Here is a 20911-nt window from a genome sequence, read left to right as displayed (position 1 = left end):
CTCGCCGACAGCCCTACCTCAATTAGGCGTCTGCCGGATAACATCTTAGAAAAATCGAATTTGCCCGGGCGAATGTTTACTTCGATAGTCGATAGTTCCCCAAATAGATGACATCAAGGCCGGAGCAAAAGTAGGTATGCAGCGCCTCGAGCGGTGCATTAACCGTCGGCTGCTCGTTGATATTGAGGCTGGTGTTGATCAGAACCGGCAACGAGGTCGCTTTTGCGAATTCGCCGATCAGGCGGCTGTAGAGCGGATTGCTGTCAGCGTGGACGCTCTGGATGCGCGCGGTGTCGTCGACGTGGACCACCGCGGGCATGGTCTCGGCAACTTTTCCATTGACCGGAAATGTCACCACCATGAAGGGCGCATCGAACGTGTCCTCGAAATACTCGGCTTGGCGCTCGTACAACACCGACGGGCAGAACGGGCGGAATTCCTCGCGATATTTGATGGTGAGGTTGATGCGGTCCTTCATGCCCGCGTGGCGGGGATCAGCGAGGATCGAGCGGTTGCCGAGGGCGCGCGGACCATACTCCATCCGCCCCTGAAACCAGCCCACCGTCTTCTGCTCCGTCAGGTCGGTGACGCAGCGCGACACGGGATCGTCGAGCAGCTCGAACCGCGCGCCGATCTTGTCCAGCGTCTCCTTGATCGTGTCGTTGGAATATTCCGGTCCCCAATAGGCGTGGGTCAGCGGCGCGATCGTGTGGCCAGCCTCCGCGCATTTCATCATCGCGGCCCCCAGCGCTACGCCTGCATCATGCGGCACCGGCGGAACGTAGAGACGCTTCACGGACGGCTCCGCCGCGATCTCCATGTTCATTTTGCAGTTCAGGCCGACGCCACCGGCGATGCAGACGTCGCCACAACCGGTCTCGGCGATCGCGGAACGGATCACCTCGGTGGTGACGATCTCGAGCTGCTTCTGGCCGCTCGCTGCGATGTTGGTCAGCCGCTGGTCGAGCGGCGCACCACGCAGCCGCCGCGGCCCCAGAATCTCCTCCATCTTCTCGGTGAAGATGCGCTCCTGCCGCGTCGAGAAATCGCTGGTGAAGATTTCGGCATCGCGCCTGCGCTTGTCGAGCTCGGGATCGAGTTCGTAGTTGATGCCGGCCGGGCGCAACAGCTTCGCAAACTTGTCGAGATAGTCGGGGCTGCCATAGGACGACAGGCCCATGACCTTGTACTCGTCATTGGTCATCTGATAGCCGAGATACTGGGTCAGCATCCCGTAATAGAGTCCGAGACTGTTGTTGCGGCCGAACCGCGTCAGGACGCGGAAGTCGTTACCGCGAGCATGGGCGACAAGGCCGGAGCTGGAATCGCCGGAGAAATCGAAGCAGGCGACGGTCGCCTCGGAAAAACCGGATCCGTAGAACGAGCTCGCGGCGTGACAAAGGTGATGGTCGTAGAGCTCGATCTTCGGGCAGTGACCGAACTGGTATCTGAAATATTCGGTGAGGCGCTGCGTGTAGTTCGTGTAGGTCTTCAGCGGCGAGCAGATCCAGTCGACGTCGCGCATGGTGATGCCGGCCTGCTTCAGGCAGAAGCCGATCGCGCCGCGCGGCAGCTCGCCGCGCGCATGCTTGGCCAGCGTGAAACGCTCCTCCTCGGCTGCCGCGATCAGCTCGCCGTCGCGCAGCAAGACGGCCGCCCCGTCATGATGCCCGTGCTTTATACCAGAGCTGATTCCGATCACATACATACGTGCTACCTACGAAATCCGCCTTCTATAGCAACTTGCGGCAAAGTAAATCACCCTTAGCCGGTCTTGCGCGACGTTCCGGCTTATAGCGGATGGCGGGCATGTAGCATGGATGCAACAGAAGACGTCTTTTCGCCGCCCTAACATGCCAAATCGGCAGCTGGCATCGTCGAGGCGCAGCCTGTGGAGGGTTCTCATGCACCGATCAATTGAGGCCATCGCAGCTAAAAAAACGCCCCGCGAGGGTCGAAAAAACGTAGCTGCGATCCCCATTGAGGACGCCATCATGATCAAAAGATGCTCCACGCGGCCTCGTCCCGGTCGCTGGGACCAGCAGACTGACCTTTTGTCGCCCGAAGGAGGTGCTGTGGAGGCCCAGTGGGGCGCACCACTCACACGCCCGGCCCGAACGATCGAGCTACGAACGAAGTGGCGACATAGCACATCGCGGCTCGAGCCCCCATCTCGGGCGAACGGATTGGCACTCCGCTTGTCGAAATCTGCCAACTCAAGTACGACGTCGCGCGGAGACCGGGGAAGTGGCTCGAAGCCAGCACACTATGCATAAGATTCGATTTGGAATACTGATCTGCCTTCATTTGTTCGTCAGCTGTCTCGCGCTGGTCTTCGTTTCAGAGCTATATCCTCAGTATCACGTCAATTTTCGCTGGGATGTTCTACCACACGCGCTCGCGGTCGTGACAGCATACTCGCTGGTGTCCGCTGTTTTCGTTTCTTCTGAATTCAGCTTCGGCTATTTCATCGGCTTCCCCTTCTTCTCTATGATCGGGGGCTATCTTTGGCTGAATTGTTTTTCGGAATTTCATTACGACCATTGGCTCGCAGGTATTTCAGCGTACGCTTCTGCAGTCGCACTTTTCCTACCAGCCCTATTTCTGAAATCACATCTAAGACAACTCTGGACGCCTTCTCACGCGACCTTCAATCGTATTCTCGATTCGATATTGTTATTGGCGGGAGCGACGCTAGTCGCCGGCGCGGCGTACAATTTCGACCTTGCCCAACTGCTACGCCTGATTACGCTGGACGCCGACATCTACCTCGCGCGCGACACACTGAAGTTCCCTAAGCTCCTCGACTATCTTCTGAGGATCACAGCGAGCGCCCTGCTTCCGTTCGTCTTCGCCTGCTTTGTTGAATACCGCAAGGGCGGACGGGCTGCGGCGGCGCTGGGACTTCTGTTCCTCTTCTATCCTATTACCCTAAGCAAGGTCGCCCTTTTCAGTACAGGTTGGATCGGCCTGATCGCGTTATCGGCCCGGTTCATCGAAGCTCGATTGGTAGCCATCCTTTCCCTGCTGGTCCCCGCAGCGATTGGCGTTTTGCTGATCATCCTGTCGAAACTCGGGATATTGCAGAGGCCGGAGACGGCGTCATATTTCGCGTTGATCAATTTCCGGATGATGACATTTCCATCGCTGGCCATGGATTACTACAACGAGTTCTTCTCCAAAAATGAACTCACTTTGTTCTGCCAAATCTCCTTCTTGAAAGCCCTTGCCACCTGCCCTTATCGCGAACCGCTCGGAGTTGAGATCTACAAGGCTTTCGGAATTGGGGGATCTTTCAACGCCTCGCTGTTTGCTACAGAGGGGATCGCGTCGGTGGGTCCCTGGCTCGCGCCCCTCACAGCCTTCGTCGGCGGACTCGTGTTGGCGTTGGGTAACCGTGTGTCCGCCGGACTGCCGCCGCGCCTCGTCCTTACGTCCGCAGCTGTTTTGCCGCAGATTTTCCTCAACGTACCATTGACCGTGACGCTAGTGACCCACGGGGTCCTCGTATTGTTCCTGCTCTGGTACATTACGCCCCCTCCCTTGAAGCAGGAATGAACGCTTCGCAAGCGCATGTCTGCTGTAATTGCGCTCAAGCCTCACGACCCACGAATGTCAGCGTGGATTTGCAGTGCGTCGTTGAGCCGTTCGAGCGGAGAACAGAAAAATCGCAGCGAGGGCCTCGAGAGCAGCACATTGCCCACCGAACGACCAAAGATAGACAATCCCGGCAAATTCACGCCGCGCCGCAAAAATCAACAGCAGATCCCAAAGACCTTCCGACGGTCGCCTGGCTGTACTGTTGTGGGTTCAGTTTTGATCGGAGGATCAGTTGGCTTATACTACCGCAATCGTCGCCCCCCGCTCAAACGCCACATTGTGATGCTGATTGTTCTCCGAGCCGACGCCGATTTCGCCACAGGCGGCGGCCACGTCATGCGCTGCCTCACACTGGCTGCCGAAATGCAGCGGCGCGGTGCCGACGTTCTATTCGTTTGCTCCGCCGAAACCGTCAATACAGTACCCGCGCTGACGCGCTCCGGCATTCTTTGGCTTGAGGCTGATCAGCATGACTGGAACACGGCCCTCGCAGACGGCAAGTTTGCCGAGATGCGGATTGATCTCGTCGTCGTCGACTCCTACCGGCTCGGCGAAACATTTGAGTGCTCGCTGCGCCTGCTTGGGTGTCCAATCCTCGTGATCGACGACGCACCCGGGCGCCCACACGATTGCGACCTTCTCGTCGACATGACGCTAGGCCGAAGCGCCGACGAGTATGCTGGATTAGTCCCGCAGCATTGCCGCGTGCTTGCGGGCGCATCTTACACGCTACTGCGTAACGAGTTCGGAGAGTTACGCGCTGCTTCGCTTGACCGGCGATGCGAGTCGCACGAGCCAAAATCGATATATGTCTCACTCGGGCTCACCGACGTCGGAGGTCAGACGGCGGACATAGCCCGGTCCCTGGCAAATGCGGGGACGTATTCGCGTATCATCGTTGTGATCGGCCCGACCGCATCATCTCTCGATGAGGTCGTCGCGCTTGGGGGAAGAATCAACGCGGGTTCAAGTCCATGTCAACCCTCCCGAGATTGCCGAATTGATGGCGAATGCCGACATCGCGATCGGAACGCCCGGCACATCGAGTTGGGAGCGGTGCTGCCTCGGTCTTCCATCGATCCAGCTCGTTGTAGCTGACAACCAGCGCGAGAATGCTCGCGCGCTCGAGCAGGCAGGCGCAGCACGGATCATCCCACCCGGTTGCGATGTCCCTGATACCATTGCGCGCATCCTGGCTGAACTTGCTCGACAGCCCGACGAACTCGCCCGGATGTCGCGGCAGGCGGCCAAGGTGTGCGACGGCGCCGGCGCGCAACGCGTCGGCGAGGCCATCGATGCGCTTGTGCAGCAGGAACGTACCGGCCAGCTAACGCTGCGCCGTGCGACTGCCGATGACGCATGGCGGCTCTGGTTCTGGCGCAACGATCCCGACGCCCGCGCAATGTCCGGCGATAGCCGGGCAGTGCCTTGGGATGCCCACACGAAATGGTTTAACAACCGCATCGCGGATGCGAACACTCTGATTTTCATCGTCCAGGCCGATGGAAGACCCTGCGGCAACGTGCGATTTCACATCGAATTGACGGGGAAGGCCGTGGTCAGTATTGCAATGGCCCGTAACGTTCGCGGGCGGGGTTACGGTGCCACTGCCCTCGTTTTGGCCTGCCAGGAAGCATTTGGTCAGGGTTTCTGCGAACGCGTCGAGGCACGAGTGAAGCGGGAAAATCTCGCCTCTCAGAAAATCTTCCTGAAGGCCGGCTTCGTGCTCACTGGCCAAGAGGCTGAGTTCCTAGTGTACCAGATTTCTTTGCGCGCCGCGCCCGAAGGAAATAACTGAACGGGAACAAGCGGATGACAGCCAAAATTGCGCTCGACTGGCGGCCTCGGTCGCAGATGCTGTAATGTGTTGCGAGAGGTCAACAATGAGCCCGGACGCGGAACTCGAAATCGCCGGCCGCAAGATCGGTCGCAATCACCCCCCTTATATCATCGCCGAATTGTCGGCCAACCATGGCGGGCGCCTCGCGAAAGCCCTGGAGTTGATCGAGGCGGCAGCGGCGACCGGCGCAGACGCCATCAAGATTCAGACCTACACGCCGGACACCATGACGATTCCGCACGACGGCGCGGACTTCCAGATCAGGGGCGGCCTGTGGGACGGCTATCAACTGCATCAGCTCTACAAGGAAGCCTACACACCCTACGAATGGCATGCAGAGATGTTCGCGAAGGCGCGCGAGGTCGGCATCACGATCTTTTCGACGCCGTTCGACGAAACCGCAGTCGACCTGCTCGCCGGACTCGAGGCGCCAGCCTATAAGATAGCCTCCTTCGAGGTGATAGACCTGCCGCTGATCAAATATGTAGCCAAGCGGGGCAAGCCCATGATCATCTCGACTGGCATGGCGAATCTCGGCGAGATCCAGGAAGCGGTCGAAACGGCGCGGAACAATGGCGCCGGTGGCATCGCCCTGCTCCATTGTACCAGCGCCTATCCCGCGCCGATCGAAGAAGCCAACGTGCGCACGGTTGTGCACCTCGGAGATGCGTTCGGCGTGATATCAGGCCTTTCGGATCATGCGCCCGGCTCCGCTGCGTGCGTCGCCGCCACCGTCCTGGGGGGCGCCATCATCGAAAAGCACTTCACCATCTCACGTGCCGAGGGCGGGCCCGACGCAGCGTTTTCGCTGGAACCGAATGAATTCAGAATGCTGGTCGCTGACTGCAAGTCGGCATGGTCCTCTCTTGGCAGGGTCGACTACGGCCTGGCACCGAGCGAAGCCGCCAGTACCCGCTTCCGCCGCTCGATTTACGCGGTCAAGTCAATCAAGGCAGGCCAGCCGTTCACGCCCGAGAATTTGCGCGTGATCAGACCCGGTTTCGGTCTGCCGCCGAAGCACCTGCCTGACATCATCGGGCGTACGGCCTCGCGCGACATAGCCTATGGTGAGGCGCTGACGTGGTCAGCGATCACGTAATCGACGAGCTGAATCGCCTCGGCGCTCGAGGGCGGTCCATCGCCCTGCCACACGAACTGGAGCGTCCCAAGGCGGCGTGCAACTCCCGCCAACCACTCCGCTTGCAATATTTGCCTGAACTGACTACTACCGGTCGGCTTTTCAACGATCTACAATTGGAACCATGCTCGACAACAAGGCCATTCTCATCACCGGGGGTACCGGCTCGTTCGGCACGGAGCTCGTCAAGACCCTGTTGCGGGATCACAACCTCGGCAAGATCATCGTCTACTCGCGCGACGAGTACAAGCAGGCCATCATGGCGCAGGCGATGCCCGATGACCGGCTGCGCTTCTTCATCGGCGACGTGCGCGATCTCAACCGCTTGAATATGGCCATGCGCGAAGTTGACCTCGTGGTTCACGCGGCGGCCATGAAGCACGTTCCCATCGCAGAGTATAATCCGATGGAGTGCGTCAAGACCAATGTGGTCGGCGCCGAAAACGTGGTGCAAGCTGCGATCGCGAACCGTGTTCCCAAGGTCGTCGCGTTGTCGACGGATAAGGCCTGCAACCCGGTCAATCTGTATGGCGCCACCAAGCTCGCCTCGGACAAGATTTTCGTCGCGTCCAACAATCTGTCCGGCAACACCGGGACTAAGTTCGCTGTCGTTCGCTATGGAAATGTGGTCGGATCCCGCGGCTCGGTCGTTCCGTATTTCCGAGATCTCATTGCTAAGGGAAGCGACCATCTGCCGATCACCGACCCGCGCATGACTCGTTTCTGGATCACGCTCGACCAGGGCGTGGACTTCGTGCTCTCGAGCGCCAGGATGATGCAGGGCGGGGAATTGTTCGTTCCGAAGATCAAGTCGATGTCGATTGTCGATCTGGCCAAGGCAATGGCTCCGAACTGCCCGCACAAGATCGTCGGTATTCGGCCTGGCGAAAAGCTTCACGAGGTGATGATCACCGAAGACGATGCGCGCTTCACCATTGAATTGGAGGATCGCTACGTCGTGCAGCCAGCGCTTGCCTGGTGGAGCTATAAGGGGTACGGCGATATTGGCCGGCTCGTCCCCGAAGGCTTCCGTTACGCCAGCGATAACAATCCGGAATGGCTCAACGCTGCGGCGCTGACGACGATGCTCGAAAATCCAGCGAGCCTACATGGCTAGGGATTCAATTCCTTACGGCCGGCAGATCATAGACGATGAGGATATCGCGTCGGTAGCCGAGACGTTGCGCTCGGCATGGCTCACGACCGGCCCGAAAGTCGGCGATTTTGAGCGTGCATTCGCCGAGTTCTGCGGGGCGCGCGAAGGTGTCGCTGTCAACAGCGGAACCGCTGCGCTTCATGCCGCCGTGCGCGCCCTGAAGATCCGATCCGGCGACGAAGTGATCGTTCCCGCGATCACGTTTGCGGCTTCATCAAATGCAGTGGTCTACGAGGGCGGCACGCCCATCTTCGCCGATGTAGAGCCCGAAACGCTGCTGATCGACCCGGCATCCGTCGAGCAGAAAATAACGGCTCGCACCCGCGCCATCATTGCCGTCGACTACGGCGGGCAGCCGGCCGACTACGACGCCCTGCGCGCGCTTGCCGCCGGCCGCGGTATCAGACTGATCGCCGACGCCTGCCATGCTCCCGGAGCAACTTACAAGGGCGGCAAGGTGGGGACGCTGGCCGACCTCTCTGCCTTCTCGTTCCATCCTGTGAAGCACCTCACGACCTGCGAAGGGGGGATGGTGTTGACAGACGATCCCGAAACGGCTGCGCACATGCGCCGTTTCCGCAATCACGGGATCGATTCTGATCACAGGTCGAGGGAAAAGAGCGGAATATTTTCCTACGATATGGTCGAACTCGGTTTCAATTACCGACTGCCAGACGTGCAATGCGCGCTTGGAATCGCTCAACTGAAGCATTTGTCGTTATGGCTGGATCGACGTCGCGCCATTGCGGCCCGCTACGACGAGATGTTTGCGGAAATCCCGTTCGTGCGTCCGCTCGCGAAACATGCAGACCGATCTCACTCCTACCACCTGTATGTAATCCGCCTCGACCTTGATCAGCTCAAGGTGGATCGACGCCGGGCGTTCGATCATCTCAGGGCGGCCGGCATCGGCGCGAACGTCCACTATGCCCCCGTCTATCATCACAGCTTCTACCGCGAACGATTCGGATATCAGCCTGGGTTGTGCCCCCAAGCCGAGGCAGTGTATGGAGAAATCCTGACCCTGCCGATGTTCCCAACGCTGTCAGAGGCCGAGCAGGACCACGTTGTCACAACCGTCAGTGAACTGAAGCACCTTCGCTAGGCAGAGGCGCCCGTGGGTTGCGCACCATTCTGGAGCCACGGCCAAAGCCCCATTTGATCCCATTGGACTGTGTCGATCGGCTGCGGCTGCCTCCTGGAAGGAGCCTGGCGCGCGCAAGCTGTAGAAGCGCAGTGCTTGCACCCAATGGAACATTCAGAGAACATATAGGTCGGAAGGCTGTGCGAACATCCATCGCGATTGACGGCCAAGTCGGCGATTTCGCCCCTTGGTAGTGCTTACCGGCAGGGTTGATCTTCATGCTTACGCTGTGTAATCCGAATTGCAGGGCAAATGGGGCGATCAGAAGACACTCGATGATCAAGAACGAACTTCGCTCGTTCTGTATTCACTAATGGGACCCCCCCAGGACGGACGCCGCACTTTGGCCGACCCCGGAAGCGATCCTTGCGGCGAAGGCGAATGTTCGAGATCGTTTCGACGATCTCGTTTCGATGGGGGCGCTGATGCGAGCGATGAGATCATTTGCCAAGGTGCACTCGGCGTGACGCTACCAACGATATTGGCGGTCATCCCCGCACGCGGCGGAAGCAAGCGAATTCCCCGCAAGAACATCACCCTCTTTCATGGCAAGCCGATGATGGCTTGGCCCATAGACATGCTGAAGTCGTCCGGTCTCGTAGCAAATATTCTGGTTTCGACGGACAACGACGAGGTTGCGGAAATGGCTCGGAACGTCGGCGCCGAGGTGCCGTTCATGCGTCCTGCCTCGCTGTCAGACGACTACACGGGCACTGCAGCCGTGACAAAGCACGCGGTCGACTGGTTCGTGAGCAACCGCTATCGGCCCGATCTGATCCTTACTGTCTATCCAACCGCCGTGTTCGTTTCCGCCGATGACATCAAAAGCGCTGTAGCTATAATCGATAGACTGAATTGCGAACTGGTCTTCTCGGCCGTCGAGTTTCCCTCGCGGATCCAGCGCGCTCTCTTCTTGACCGACGACGGGCGCGTGCGCATGGCTTATCCCGAATACTATTCTGCGCGATCGCAGGATCTGCCCCCCGCGTATCACGATGCCGGACAATTCTATCTATCCAAAACGGAGACCGCCCTTGCAGGCGCTTCGTACAACGTCGTTCCATCAGCCATCCTTCCGGTCGCGCGCGACACCGCCGTTGACATTGATACGCCCGAAGATCTTGAAATCGCGGAACGCATCTTTCAGTACCGCCTGGAGGGAACCCGATAATCGATGCAGCAACGTGGCCGTGAGCCTCCATCGTGTGCGCCGACAAGCCGCCTCGCCAGTTATCTACGGTTGACCGCTCCTCAACGGAGCCGTTGATCAAAACCGAAAGAGAATGAAGCCATGCCCAAATCTGATCCTCACAGTGCTCAGGAAGCCTTCTGGGCTGGCGATTTCGGGAATGATTATATCGCGAGAAACATGAGCCCCGCGCTTCTTGCTTCGAACATCAAGTTCTTCAGCAAGGGCCTCAATGCTGCCCTTCCTCCCAAGAGCTGCATTGAATTTGGCGCGAATATAGGAATGAACCTGAAGGCCATCCGCCAGATATATCCCGACTGCACCTTGAGGGGCGTGGAAATCAACGAAAAGGCCGCTGCACTCCTTGGCAATGAAATCGGCGCATCGAACGTGTTCTGCGGTTCGATCCTGGATTACGCGTCTGCCGACGTTTCCGAGTTGGCGCTGATCAAGGGCGTACTTATTCACATCAATCCAGAACAACTTCCCCTGGTCTACGATAAATTGTACGGCGCTACGTCTCGCTATCTCCTGGTCTGCGAGTATTACAATCCCAGCCCGGTTTCGATACCTTACCGCGGCCACAACGATCGACTTTTCAAGCGCGACTTTGCCGGGGAGATCATGGATAGATATTCTGATCTACGTCTGGTCGACTACGGCTTCGCGTACCATCGTGATCCTGCGTTTCCCCAAGACGATATCAGTTGGTTCCTGATGAAGAAGGGCGCGTAAACCGATGCTGATCTACTGCAAGCGATGCGTGATGCCGAGCACGAAGCCGGACCTGCACTTTGACGATCAAGGCGTCTGTAGCGCTTGCCGCTCCTACGAGAACCGGAAAGTCATCGATTTCGACGCCCGGCGAGACGAGCTGCTGCGCGTTCTGGAGAAATATCGTCGCGGTGGAACGCACTGGGACTGCATCGTCCCGGTGAGTGGCGGAAAGGATAGCACCACCCAGGTCGTCAGGATGCTGCAACTCGGACTGCGGCCTCTCTGTGTCACGTCAACGACATGCGACTTGTCGGACATTGGCCGGCACAATCTCGATAATATCAAGCAGCTGGGTGTCGATCTCATCGAGATGTCACCGAACCCTCTCGTCCGCGCAAGGCTGAACAGGATCGGGCTGACTGAAGTTGGCGATATCTCGTGGCCGGAGCACGTCGGAATTTTCACCATCCCGGTTCGGGCAGCCGTCCAGTTTGACGTTCCCCTCATAGTTTGGGGTGAGAACTCGCAAAACGAGTATGGTGGACCGGCAGCCGCGGCCGAGAACAATACTCTTTCACGAGCTTGGCTTGAGGAATTTGGCGGGCTCCTCGGTCTGCGTGTGTCGGACCTCTGCGATGTCTACGGCTTTACCCCCGGAGATATCATCCCCTACCAATATCCGTCTGACGACGATTTACAGCGCGTAGGCGTCACCGGCCTCTTTCTTGGTTACTATATGCCGTGGGACGGCTTGGCGAACGCCCTGATAGCGCAAGCGAACGGGCTCAGAACTTACGGCAAGGCCATCGAAGGGTCGGTGGTCGACTATGAGAATCTTGACAACTATCAAACCGGCATCCACGATTATTTCAAGTTTCTGAAGTTTGGGTTCGGGCGTGCTACCGACATAGCGTGCCTGCATATTCGTCGCGGCCGGATCTCTCGAGAAGACGGGCTCGAAATGGTTCGTCGCCACGACGGCAAGTTTCCGTGGAGCTACCTGGGCAAATCGCTGGAAGATATCCTTGAGCCGCTAGACCTCACAGTGGATGAATTCGTCGACGTTTGTGACCAATTCACAAACCGGCGCATCTTCCAAAGTGACAGCAAAGGGAATCTCAAGAAGGACAAACGCGGAAATCTGCAGAAGCAGAATTATGACAACCGATGAACGTTGGCATTATCAACTATGGAATGGGCAATATCGCCTCGGTCTGCAACTCGCTTGCGAGACTGGGCACTTCTGCCGTTGTCCTCGACAAGCCGGGCGATATTGATCAGGTCGACAAGCTCATACTACCGGGCGTGGGCGCATTCGCGGCGGCGATGGCCAACCTGACTGAATTCAGGTGGGTTGCTCCGATACGTGATGCCGTCCTGAATCGCAGAATGCCGCTTTTGGGCATCTGCCTGGGTATGCAGCTCCTCGCGGACGAGAGCGAGGAAGGTGGCATCACGAGCGGTTTAGGCCTCGTCCCAGGTCGCGTCACCTCCTTGGGGGGCAAGGACCCATCGCTTCGAATTCCTCACGTTGGGTGGAACAGCATCTCTCCGACGAGCAACAGCGTTCTATTTCTCGGCGTTCCGTCCGGGACCGACTTTTATTTCGTCCATAGCTTTGCGTTCGAGCCCAAGGATTCCTCCAGCACTGCTGCCACGACAACGTATGGCCTTCCGTTTACTTCTGCGATCGAGCGCGGGCACACTTTTGGAGCTCAATTCCATCCTGAGAAGAGCTCGACGGCCGGCGCGCGCGTAATCCAAAACTTTCTAGAGGTTTAGGCGTGCTCAAGGTCCGCGTTATCCCGACGCTGTTGTGGAAAGGACATGGGCTGGTCAAGGGCGTCGGCTTTGATAGCTGGCGGCGCGTTGGCTCGGTTTTGCCGGCCATCAAGATATATGACAAGCGAGACGTCGATGAATTGGCGCTCTTGGACATCGCTGCAACTGCTGAAGGCAGAGAGCCGGATGTGGAGTCTGTACGAAGTCTGGGTAAGAGCGTTTCGGTTCCCCTCACCGTCGGGGGCGGTATCACCAATATAAATCAGATAGCTGAGCTACTCGGAGCCGGCGCCGACAAAGTTTCCATCAACACCGCCGCCCATGAGAACCCAGGGCTGGTCTCGGAAGCCGCGCGTTATTTCGGTTCGCAGTGTGTCGTGGTCAGCATAGACGTCGCCCGGAATGAAGACGGAACGCACGTTTGTATGAGCCGATGCGGATCGAAACCAGAAAGCACTGATCCGGTCTCCTTTGCGCGAATGGTCGCCGATCTCGGGGCAGGAGAAATCCTGCTCACGTCAGTCGAACGCGACGGGACCATGCAGGGATATGATCTTGACTTGATCGGAGCAGTGGCCAGCGCAGTAAACCTTCCCGTCATTGCTTCAGGCGGCGCAGGACATTATCAGCACTTTGTAGATGCCGTTAAACTCTGCGGGGCCAGCGCAGTGGCGGCAGCCAGCATCTTCCATTTCACTGACAAGACGCCCGCCGAGGCGAAGAAATTCATGGCGAATGCGGGCATACCGGTTCGCAAAGGTCTGACGAAGCCAAGCGCGCAGTAGCAAGCTTCCACGGTGTCTCCCCCGCGAGGCAACGTCGCAATCTACCGGGATTTCGTGCGGATCGGAATCTGCGTGAGTGCTATCCAGAACGCGCACGGCCAGAGATTGGGCACCAAAGTGGTGACTGGTCCTGTAGCAACGACCACAAAGAGAATCGGCGCCAGAATGGCTAGGAAGGTGCTGGCGCCCGCAAACATCAATTCAACACCGGCACGCAAACAGATCCCCACGAAAACTGCAAGCACGAGCGCCACGACCGTGCCAAAATCGACATAGAGCGTGCCCGGCAGCGTGATGTAGGTGCCGTAATTCGGCAGATTCTCTGCCACATCGTACCGCATGTCTTTACCAGTGAGCTTGCTCAGTACCTGCGCGATTTGCGAAAACTGATAAAGGCCGGCGGAGTGTCGCAAGTTTTCAATCCGGAAAATCCGGTCGAATTCGCCAACTCCCTGCGTGAGGTAGATCCAGGCCATCGCTCGGCCATAGCTCGTTGCGATTGCTTGGGAATCACCAGCAGACGAGAGATCGATACCGAAGTTTGCAGCATACTGCAGATAAGCAACGGCAAGGGGATTTTGGTCCACCGCAAGCCTCTCCAGCCCGACCGCTTCCGCGACCTTTTTTGCAGCCGGAGCGTCGGCTGCCTTCAGCTGAGCGAAAGTTTGCGCGGATCGAGCGCCACGAGAAACGAACACCATCTCATTGTAGGCAGTTACTCCGACCGACATCAGCAACAAAATCGCGACGGGAGCGACGTGGATTGGCCGGACGGCGAAAATGTTCACGCGCTGCTCTCGACCGACGTCCGAAACAAAGAAACCCACCGTCGCAAAAAACGATGCCAGCAGAATTGCTGAAGAAAAGAAACGCCCTCCCTCAAACTTCGCCTGGTAAGCAAAGACCGCCGTGGTTGAGACCAACAGGATCGTCAGAGCCGGCCACGAAAGGTCCCTCCATTTCAAGCAAGCGACAATCCACGCAACCGCAATCGCAGAGACGAAAAGCCGGCCCACCCCCCCCAACCACGAACCGACATAGCCTGCAGACGCCGCTTCGATGACGATCGTGCGCAGCTCCGTGACCGGGACATCAAATCCAAAGCCGCGAACGACCGCGAAATTATAGGTCATGACTCCCGCGCCGACAGCTGCGACACATGAGAGACCGATCGTCCAAAAATTCGTATCCCATCTCTTCCGGTCGACCGCAGTCCGGCCGGTTGTGGATCTCAAGCGGACCGGAAGGAAAAAACCAAGGAAGAACGCGAGATACCATCCGAGAAGGAAAGCCCAGGCACCGACGCTAATGGAAGGCCACGTGCCATATACGGTCAGGTACCGGAGGCCTACGACCAGGACCAACGGAACAAGCAGAGTTCCCACGACAAGTGCAATCACCAAGCGACAGCTGATATAAAAAGCCGGCATATTGTCCACGATTGATATCGAACTAGCGCTACTGGTACTATGGCATGACCATGTCAAAAATAAAGATCACACGCCTCTTCGCGACAAGCGGCCCACGAGGGCTAATGCACGCCCTTGCCAAGATGCATTCGGCCGCCGAGGGAATAGCCAACCGAGCTTATTCCAGCTACCTATGGCCAGATTCCTGGCAAAAGGATACCTATATATTCTGGAATTGTCGCGTCAAACATCCGGAGCGCATTGTACTAGGACGCAGTATCAGGATCGGTCCCAATTGTGTCCTGGGAGCAATGGGAGGCATCACAATGGGTGATCATGTAAGATTGTCCGAGGGGGCGTGCGTTGAAACTGGCGGCCTTGATATCGGCGGCCCGCTCCCCTATTCGCACGTAGCCAAACCGATTGTTCTTGGAAACGGTGTCTGGCTTGGATATCGGTCAACCGTGCTTGCCGGTGTGACTATTGGTGAAGGCTCCGTCGTCGGTGCCGGCGCGGTCGTCACGAAGGACGTTCCGCCGAATTCGATTGCAATCGGCTGTCCGGCGAAAACCTTTCCGAAGTCAAAAGGGTGAAGTCTCACTACATCTTCTTCGCGCTCATGGCATTGGCGAGCATGGCAACCCTCGGTAAGTCTGCGATTCTGGCAGGCGTGCTAACACCCGGGGACTTTGCTCAATATTCAGCGGCGTTTGCTTTCGTGAGTCTCGCGGCAAGCGCAATCAGCTTTGGCCTTGCGGAGGGCATGGTCAAGAAATTCACACGTCTGGTCGCGTTCGGCCGCTCCGATGAACTGCGCCGTACGCTTGGATGGGACGTGCGAAAACTCGCCTGGAGACATCTGGCGGCGTTGGGCGCCCTTACCCTGATCGCCCTCGCCGTCTACGGACCACGGATGACGATCGTGGCTTCCGCCGTTGCCGTGCTCGCGTTCGCTACCAATGCCTTCGCGATTTCAGCTTCATTGTTCAGGGCGTACGACAAGCTATTCGCAATGAGCGCCGCGACGATGTTGCGCGCGGTTTGCGCGCTGGTGTTCTGCGCTACGTTTGCATCGCTGTTCAACTGGGAGGTGGGCCTATGGGCGGAAGCCGCGTCTTCTGCACTGATCGGCGTTGCCGTACTGCTCTATTTTCGTACAATCGTTCGTTCGCGAGCCAAAGCTCCGAACCTTGTGGCCAGCGACAAGGATTCGTTCGTCAGCCGGGAGGCAGATGGCGTCTGGCTCTTTGCAGCGACGAGTACCGCGCTTATCCCGATCAGCTTCGACCGAAGCTGGGTACTTCATTCCGCATCAGGAATTGATAGCGCGAAATATGCGTTTCTCAGCATCTGGCTAAGCGCGGCCTACACTGTGACGAGCATATTTGTCCAGAAATGGGGACCGGACTTTATTCGTACGAGACTTGCGCAGCGTGGTGGCATCCTTAAAGCGGCGCTGTCGCGCTCGGCCGAAGTGGCAGTCTTCATGGCGGTCGGAGCAGCGGCTTCCTTCGTGCTCCTGAACCAGGTCTATCCCGACATCTATTGGGCAAAATACCGGCTCTCCTGGTCCGACGCAGCCTTGACCGTTATGGCCTTGACGCTTCAGATCAGTCCCGTCTTCGATTGGGCGCTCATTGCGCTCGACAGTGAGCGAGCAGTCTTCGCAGGAGCGGTGGCTTTTGTGCTTGTCTGGGCAGCACTCTTTCTCATCGTCTCGCTTTTTCAACTGGGATTCCCGGCTTACATGCTGTCGATGGGGTGCGCGCGAGCGGCCCAGATGATCGTCGCAATAGTCATGATCGCGCGAAGGGATCGAGCAGCGACGCCCCGCCCTGCTGATTGACCAGGATATTCCAGCATTCTACTCTGTGCAACGGGCCTATCATGGAACGGGGACCAAATGGGAATTAAGTCTGCGATCAGCAACAGGGCGAAGTTTCTCTACGATCCTCGCTACCGGCACATGTACCTCCAACGTCGCGTGGTTGGCCTCAAGGAAAGAAACGCAGCCGCGGACCGCATTGTCACTCAGCTTCCCAGCTACGTGAATCTGCCACAGGCCTCCGACACGTTCGAGCGGTTGAATGTCGACGGCTATGCCATGCTTCCCGATTTGGTATCGCCACAGCAGGTCAGCGACATCCGTCGATATTTTCAAGCGTGTCTCGCTTTTGACCCGTATCGTCCCGATCTCGGCAAATTCAATGCGCCGGACGGCGTGCCAAAAGGCACCCATGTTGCGCACTTTAATCACCTCGACGTCGTTAGCTGCCCCCACGTTTTGGCAATAGCCAACAACCCTATCGTGCTCTCCGCAGTGGCGGACGTTCTTGGCGCCAAGCCGACGATCAGCTTGATGGCCGCTTGGTGGTCCATCGCGCACGGCGAGCGTGCCCAGGAAGCAGAACTTTATCATCGCGATGTTGACGACTATCGTTTCGTCAAACTGTTCGTCTATTTGACGGATGTCGACGACGAGTCAGGCCCCCACGCTTTTGTGCGCGGCACACACAACATCGACAAGCTGACAAACATCCGCAGACTTTCGGAAGAGGAAGTTGCCCTCGAGTTCGGCAGGGAGAACATGTTGTCGTTTTCCGGACCCGCCGGCACTGCCTTCCTCGAAAACACTTATGGCATTCACCGCGGTGTTCCGCCCAAGACAAGAACCCGTCTGCTTTTTCAGGTTCTTTATTCTCTCGTCGAATATGTCGGCGGCCCCAAGCGGCCGGTTGCAGAGTTTACGCCGGAGCAAAACGGTGTTGCGCTCGACCGATATGTAAATCGAGTCTATCTGCGCTAAAGCGCGATGAGACTAGGATGAATCGTCATCGCGCTTTAGGTTGTTGTTTGCGCATGATCTTTTCGAACAACCGCTGCGCACTTTTCCGGATCATGCTTTGAGGGCTGCGGTCGCGCAGTCGCCGACGCCCTAGAGCGCGGCGACCGAGAGGCCCCTGATCACCTCTCGGACGAGAGTACGCGGGCGGGAACTCCGCCCACGACCGCTCCCGGGTTTACGTCGCTGACGACCACAGCGTTTGCGCCGACTACGCATCTGCTTCCCAGGACAACGGGCCCCAGCACCTTGGCGCCGGCAGCGATGGTCGCGCCATCCTCGACCACCGGCCTTTGGGCCAGGTCGTAGTCCCAGTCAGCCATTTTCGCCCCCAGCGTCACCTGCTGGTAGATGGTCACATTGGCCCCTATCCGCGCGGCGCCGAGGATAATTCCATTCGTGTGTGGTATGATCAGGCCGGGGCCAATTTTGAGACTGCTGGGGATCTCCATGCCGAACAGGCCAAAATTCAACAGGGATGTCAGTTTTCCGAGCCGGCGCCAGCCCGATCTGTGGAATGCATGGGCCCAGCGGATCAGGACGATATGAGCGAACCTGGGCGAGAACGCATCGGTCCATTTCCGGTTTCGGGACGGCTTGCCCATTGCAACCATCAACCGTTGCCAGTCGGCGTCGAGCAGCGCGCGAACGCCGGGTTCCGAATACGACATTAGCGCCGGCCAGTGCAGGACTTACGCGATAATTGCCGCACATGTGAGATGACAAACACTTTGATCCTCTCGCTTGACTTTGACCGTTTCCAATGTTTAGCGGATTGCGTCACAGTCAGTAAAGCCCCGGCAGGCCGCCGATGGCATTCGCCAATTCCGGAAAGCGCAGGTAATCTTTCCATTGACCAAAGCAGTCTCATCAGATCCCTCGGGAATCCTTGTTTTTTGTCGCCCGTATCTGGTTGACGATTTCAAGGCCAATTTCGCTGCGCTCCCGCGCGGGGAGAAGCTGTTCTTTCTCACCGACGGCAGGAAAAAGGGGACCAACGACACGCGTGAGGCATTCTATCGCCATTTGCGATCCGGGCGGCCTCCGGCACTGCTGGATGCAGATCAAAGCGACGATTGCATTCGGCGTTGCCGCCTCCTGCGCAACCTCGACCGGGACGACGCCGAGCGACGGCTTCATGCAATGGCGGCTACGCTCCAGGAGTGGCTGGACCGCTTGAATCCCGAGGGCGTCATCTGCCACTGGGTGGACGAATACGTGACGCATCTCCTGAGCATCCTCGCCCGACGCCGTGGCATCGGGTTTGTGGGCTATGCCCACTCGCTATTTCCAGGCCTTCTCCAACTCACCAGCTCTGCGAATGGCGATGCATTCGACATCAGGATTCCGTCTTCCAACGAGGTCGAGAAAGCCATTGGCGCCGTGGTGAAGCCATTCTTCCGGCAGGACTACAACCAACGCCTGAACTATTCGCTGCGCCGCCACGTGCTCGGCATAGGTCGCTACTATGTCAAGCGCATTGTCTTTCTCGCCAAAGGATATCTGGAGCGCGATCCTCTTCATGTACATTATGCGATAACTCCCTACTTGGCTGAGCGGCGCAGAATTCGGGACTTTCCATCCGCAAATTGCTTCAGCAACGACTGGCAATCCGAGCTAACCTCCCTGCAGAAGAAGTCGTCCTCTCCAACTGTATTTGTGCCGCTGGCCTATTTTCCCGAAGCGGCGATCGACTACTGGATCAAGGATAAATCGATCATCGACTATGAAAACAAGACCGTCGAGATCGTCGCGGCACTATCAGGGGACTGCGTGGTGGCCATCAAGGAGCACCCGCATATGCTCGGGGCGCGCAACGCGGTGTTCTACGAGCGGCTCAAGTCGGTCCCCAATGTCGTGATGGTGCCGCCGCTCGAATATTCGGCGGAGGTTATGGCAAGAAGCGATGCGGTACTGCTGGGAGCCGGCAGCGTCGGCATCGAAGCCGCACTTCGCGACAAACCCATATTCACTTTCAGCAACACGAGCTATTGGTTTGCGCGGTCGGGCGCTGTTTATCTCGACCTTGCGTCGATCGACAATTGGGCCGAAACTATCGTCGTGGCTCTCCGGTCGGCTCGCACCTTGTCGGAGACCGAGAAGCATGATTTCATTAGCGCCTGTCTCGCCAGCTCGGTTTTCCCTCGCTCAGGGGGGCGACGATGGCCACTGATCGATCCGCAGCATCTCGCGATGCTGCTCGAAGCAGTACGAAAGATGCCGGTCTCGCCGAGACCGGTCGGGGGGGTGGAGTGCAGCCGAACAGGATAGAACGTACGTCCTTCTTTGAGGTGAAACCCGGCTTCGATGCGATCCGCTATCTGACGAGCTTCGGACTGCTCACGCTCCTGGCGCGCCGTGCCCGCAAGCGGCCCGCAACGATGTTTGTCGAAGTATCGAGCACGGTCGATCGGCATATCCTGTCGGAGGGTCTGTTCGAAAAGGGCGTGATAGAGGCGTTACGCTACGTCCTTTCCCGCTCCGGCACCACGGAGCTGATGATCGATATCGGCGCCAACATCGGTAACCACAGCATCGCGCTGGCGCCGCTGTTCCGGCGGGTGGAAGCGGTCGAGCCACATCCGATTCTCTATCGGGTGCTGGAGGCCAATGTATTGCGCAACCGGATGTCGCATTTGTCCTGCCACAATTTCGGTTTGGGCAAGACCGAGGGAATCGTGACACTGGAGGAGTCTCCGGACGAGCATTCCATCAGCCGCGTGGCCGAGAGGTCTGTGCTGCCGCCGGAGACGTTCGGCTTGTCGGAAGAGCAATTCGGAAATCGATATTCTATTCAACTCAAGTCGGCACATGATTTCGTGGCGCAATACGCAGACCAGCTCTCTCGCGCGTTCATCAAGATCGACGTCGAGGGGATGGAACAGGAGATCATCGAGTCCCTTGAGCCCCTTCTGCGGCAATACAGGCCACTCGTGGGATTCGAGCTCTTCACAAAGGCGCAGCCCAATCTGGTCAACATTGCGCGCGCGATACCAGGCTATGAGCTACATGCCATTCGAATGCATGACACCGGGCGCTCCAAGATCTGGCGATCTCTAAAGCTGCTCCTGAAGGGCAGAAAGAATACGTTGGAACCTGTCGATCCCGATCGATTGGACGAGGTCTACCCGCTGGTGTTGATGGTGCCCGTCCCTTCCCAAGGGAAGAATCAACAGAGCTGAGCATGATCCGGAAAAGTGTGCAGCGGCTTTCCGAAAAGATCATGCACAAACAATAACCCAAAACGCGATGACGATTCACCCCAATCTCATCGCGCTTTAACGAATCTCCCCGGACGCACCTGGCTCG

The 20911-nt window shown here is 57.9% G+C and carries 18 protein-coding genes and 1 pseudogene; 16 read left to right on the top strand and 3 right to left on the bottom strand.

Annotated features, from left to right (window positions below; all coding sequences use genetic code 11):
• Positions 1-76 precede the first annotated feature (76 nt).
• On the bottom strand, positions 77-1708 hold the full coding sequence (locus tag ACVJ5M_RS16500; protein ID WP_354100476.1) for a carbamoyltransferase family protein: 1632 nt from the start codon (positions 1706-1708) through the stop codon (positions 77-79).
• A 560-nt stretch (positions 1709-2268) separates the two neighbouring features.
• Here ACVJ5M_RS16500 and ACVJ5M_RS16495 point away from each other — a divergent pair.
• The 11 genes and pseudogenes from ACVJ5M_RS16495 to hisF all read left to right on the top strand — a co-directional run bounded on the left by ACVJ5M_RS16495 (position 2269) and on the right by hisF (position 13351).
• Positions 2269-3558: a hypothetical protein gene (locus tag ACVJ5M_RS16495; protein ID WP_354100477.1), complete on the top strand. Its 1290-nt coding sequence runs from the start codon at positions 2269-2271 to the stop codon at positions 3556-3558.
• A gap of 15 nt (positions 3559-3573) precedes the next feature.
• Positions 3574-4530: pseudogene (gene pseG / locus ACVJ5M_RS16490) on the top strand (UDP-2,4-diacetamido-2,4,6-trideoxy-beta-L-altropyranose hydrolase); the annotation flags it as partial.
• Positions 4531-4543: 13 nt separating this feature from the next.
• Positions 4544-5398 carry a GNAT family N-acetyltransferase gene (locus ACVJ5M_RS16485; protein WP_456679358.1) on the top strand — a complete coding sequence of 285 codons (855 nt, stop codon included), beginning with the start codon at positions 4544-4546 and terminating at the stop codon, positions 5396-5398.
• Positions 5399-5483: 85 nt separating this feature from the next.
• A complete protein-coding gene (pseI, locus tag ACVJ5M_RS16480) occupies positions 5484-6539 on the top strand; it encodes a pseudaminic acid synthase (RefSeq protein ID WP_354100479.1) in 1056 nt (351 codons plus the stop codon).
• 163 nt (positions 6540-6702) lie between these two features.
• Positions 6703-7695, top strand: a complete 993-nt coding sequence (pseB, locus tag ACVJ5M_RS16475; RefSeq protein ID WP_354100480.1) for a UDP-N-acetylglucosamine 4,6-dehydratase (inverting) — start codon at positions 6703-6705, stop codon at positions 7693-7695.
• On the top strand, positions 7688-8839 hold the full coding sequence (gene pseC / locus ACVJ5M_RS16470) for a UDP-4-amino-4,6-dideoxy-N-acetyl-beta-L-altrosamine transaminase (RefSeq protein WP_354100481.1): 1152 nt from the start codon (positions 7688-7690) through the stop codon (positions 8837-8839). The genes pseB and pseC overlap by 8 nt, the downstream gene beginning before the upstream one ends.
• Before the next feature lie 502 nt (positions 8840-9341).
• The gene (gene pseF, locus ACVJ5M_RS16465; RefSeq protein ID WP_354100482.1) at positions 9342-10049 is read left to right on the top strand and encodes a pseudaminic acid cytidylyltransferase; all 708 of its coding nucleotides are present in this window, start codon (positions 9342-9344) and stop codon (positions 10047-10049) included.
• A 120-nt stretch (positions 10050-10169) separates the two neighbouring features.
• Positions 10170-10802, top strand: a complete 633-nt coding sequence (locus tag ACVJ5M_RS16460) for a pseudaminic acid biosynthesis-associated methylase (protein ID WP_354100483.1) — start codon at positions 10170-10172, stop codon at positions 10800-10802.
• A 4-nt stretch (positions 10803-10806) separates the two neighbouring features.
• Entirely contained in the window at positions 10807-11955 is a 1149-nt protein-coding gene (locus ACVJ5M_RS16455) for an N-acetyl sugar amidotransferase (protein WP_354132224.1), read from the top strand.
• Entirely contained in the window at positions 11952-12566 is a 615-nt protein-coding gene (gene hisH / locus ACVJ5M_RS16450) for an imidazole glycerol phosphate synthase subunit HisH (RefSeq protein ID WP_354100485.1), read from the top strand. The genes ACVJ5M_RS16455 and hisH overlap by 4 nt, the downstream gene beginning before the upstream one ends.
• A 2-nt stretch (positions 12567-12568) precedes the next feature.
• Entirely contained in the window at positions 12569-13351 is a 783-nt protein-coding gene (gene hisF, locus ACVJ5M_RS16445; protein WP_354100486.1) for an imidazole glycerol phosphate synthase subunit HisF, read from the top strand.
• 41 nt (positions 13352-13392) lie between these two features.
• Here hisF and ACVJ5M_RS16440 read toward each other — a convergent pair whose 3' ends face one another.
• On the bottom strand, positions 13393-14484 hold the full coding sequence (locus ACVJ5M_RS16440) for a hypothetical protein (protein WP_354100487.1): 1092 nt from the start codon (positions 14482-14484) through the stop codon (positions 13393-13395).
• Between the two features lie 602 nt (positions 14485-15086).
• Here ACVJ5M_RS16440 and ACVJ5M_RS16435 point away from each other — a divergent pair.
• From ACVJ5M_RS16435 to ACVJ5M_RS16425, 3 genes are read left to right on the top strand one after another with little or no spacing between them, the layout of a single operon-like run.
• Positions 15087-15353 carry an acyltransferase gene (locus tag ACVJ5M_RS16435; RefSeq protein ID WP_354100488.1) on the top strand — a complete coding sequence of 89 codons (267 nt, stop codon included), beginning with the start codon at positions 15087-15089 and terminating at the stop codon, positions 15351-15353.
• Positions 15350-16606 (top strand): MATE family efflux transporter, encoded by a 1257-nt coding sequence (locus ACVJ5M_RS16430; protein WP_354100489.1) that lies wholly within the window; start codon positions 15350-15352, stop codon positions 16604-16606. Before ACVJ5M_RS16435 ends, ACVJ5M_RS16430 begins: the two co-directional genes overlap by 4 nt.
• A 57-nt stretch (positions 16607-16663) precedes the next feature.
• The gene (locus ACVJ5M_RS16425) at positions 16664-17566 is read left to right on the top strand and encodes a phytanoyl-CoA dioxygenase family protein (RefSeq protein ID WP_354100490.1); all 903 of its coding nucleotides are present in this window, start codon (positions 16664-16666) and stop codon (positions 17564-17566) included.
• A gap of 158 nt (positions 17567-17724) precedes the next feature.
• On the opposite strand, the gene ACVJ5M_RS16420 is transcribed toward ACVJ5M_RS16425, so the two are convergent.
• Positions 17725-18273, bottom strand: a complete 549-nt coding sequence (locus ACVJ5M_RS16420) for a serine O-acetyltransferase (RefSeq protein WP_354100491.1) — start codon at positions 18271-18273, stop codon at positions 17725-17727.
• A 181-nt stretch (positions 18274-18454) separates the two neighbouring features.
• Between ACVJ5M_RS16420 and ACVJ5M_RS16415 the strand changes: the two genes are divergently transcribed.
• The gene (locus ACVJ5M_RS16415; protein WP_354100492.1) at positions 18455-19873 is read left to right on the top strand and encodes a hypothetical protein; all 1419 of its coding nucleotides are present in this window, start codon (positions 18455-18457) and stop codon (positions 19871-19873) included.
• A complete protein-coding gene (locus tag ACVJ5M_RS16410; protein ID WP_354100493.1) occupies positions 19855-20784 on the top strand; it encodes an FkbM family methyltransferase in 930 nt (309 codons plus the stop codon). Before ACVJ5M_RS16415 ends, ACVJ5M_RS16410 begins: the two co-directional genes overlap by 19 nt.
• Positions 20785-20911 lie beyond the last annotated feature (127 nt).

The sequence above is a fragment of the Bradyrhizobium sp. S3.7.6 genome (assembly GCF_054061875.1).
This window is presented reverse-complemented; position numbering and strand designations above follow the sequence as displayed.

What these genes read in the sequence shown, in the direction of transcription:
- ACVJ5M_RS16500 (WP_354100476.1), bottom strand. Translation starts at nt 1,708, where the DNA reads ATGTATGTGATCGGAATCAGCTCTGGTATAAAGCACGGGCATCATGAC.
- ACVJ5M_RS16495 (WP_354100477.1), top strand. Translation starts at nt 2,269, where the DNA reads ATGCATAAGATTCGATTTGGAATACTGATCTGCCTTCATTTGTTCGTC.
- pseI (WP_354100479.1), top strand. Translation starts at nt 5,484, where the DNA reads ATGAGCCCGGACGCGGAACTCGAAATCGCCGGCCGCAAGATCGGTCGC.
- pseB (WP_354100480.1), top strand. Translation starts at nt 6,703, where the DNA reads ATGCTCGACAACAAGGCCATTCTCATCACCGGGGGTACCGGCTCGTTC.
- pseC (WP_354100481.1), top strand. Translation starts at nt 7,688, where the DNA reads ATGGCTAGGGATTCAATTCCTTACGGCCGGCAGATCATAGACGATGAG.
- ACVJ5M_RS16460 (WP_354100483.1), top strand. Translation starts at nt 10,170, where the DNA reads ATGCCCAAATCTGATCCTCACAGTGCTCAGGAAGCCTTCTGGGCTGGC.
- ACVJ5M_RS16455 (WP_354132224.1), top strand. Translation starts at nt 10,807, where the DNA reads ATGCTGATCTACTGCAAGCGATGCGTGATGCCGAGCACGAAGCCGGAC.
- hisH (WP_354100485.1), top strand. Translation starts at nt 11,952, where the DNA reads ATGAACGTTGGCATTATCAACTATGGAATGGGCAATATCGCCTCGGTC.
- ACVJ5M_RS16440 (WP_354100487.1), bottom strand. Translation starts at nt 14,484, where the DNA reads ATGACCTATAATTTCGCGGTCGTTCGCGGCTTTGGATTTGATGTCCCG.
- ACVJ5M_RS16435 (WP_354100488.1), top strand. Translation starts at nt 15,087, where the DNA reads ATGGGTGATCATGTAAGATTGTCCGAGGGGGCGTGCGTTGAAACTGGC.
- ACVJ5M_RS16425 (WP_354100490.1), top strand. Translation starts at nt 16,664, where the DNA reads ATGGGAATTAAGTCTGCGATCAGCAACAGGGCGAAGTTTCTCTACGAT.
- ACVJ5M_RS16420 (WP_354100491.1), bottom strand. Translation starts at nt 18,273, where the DNA reads ATGTCGTATTCGGAACCCGGCGTTCGCGCGCTGCTCGACGCCGACTGG.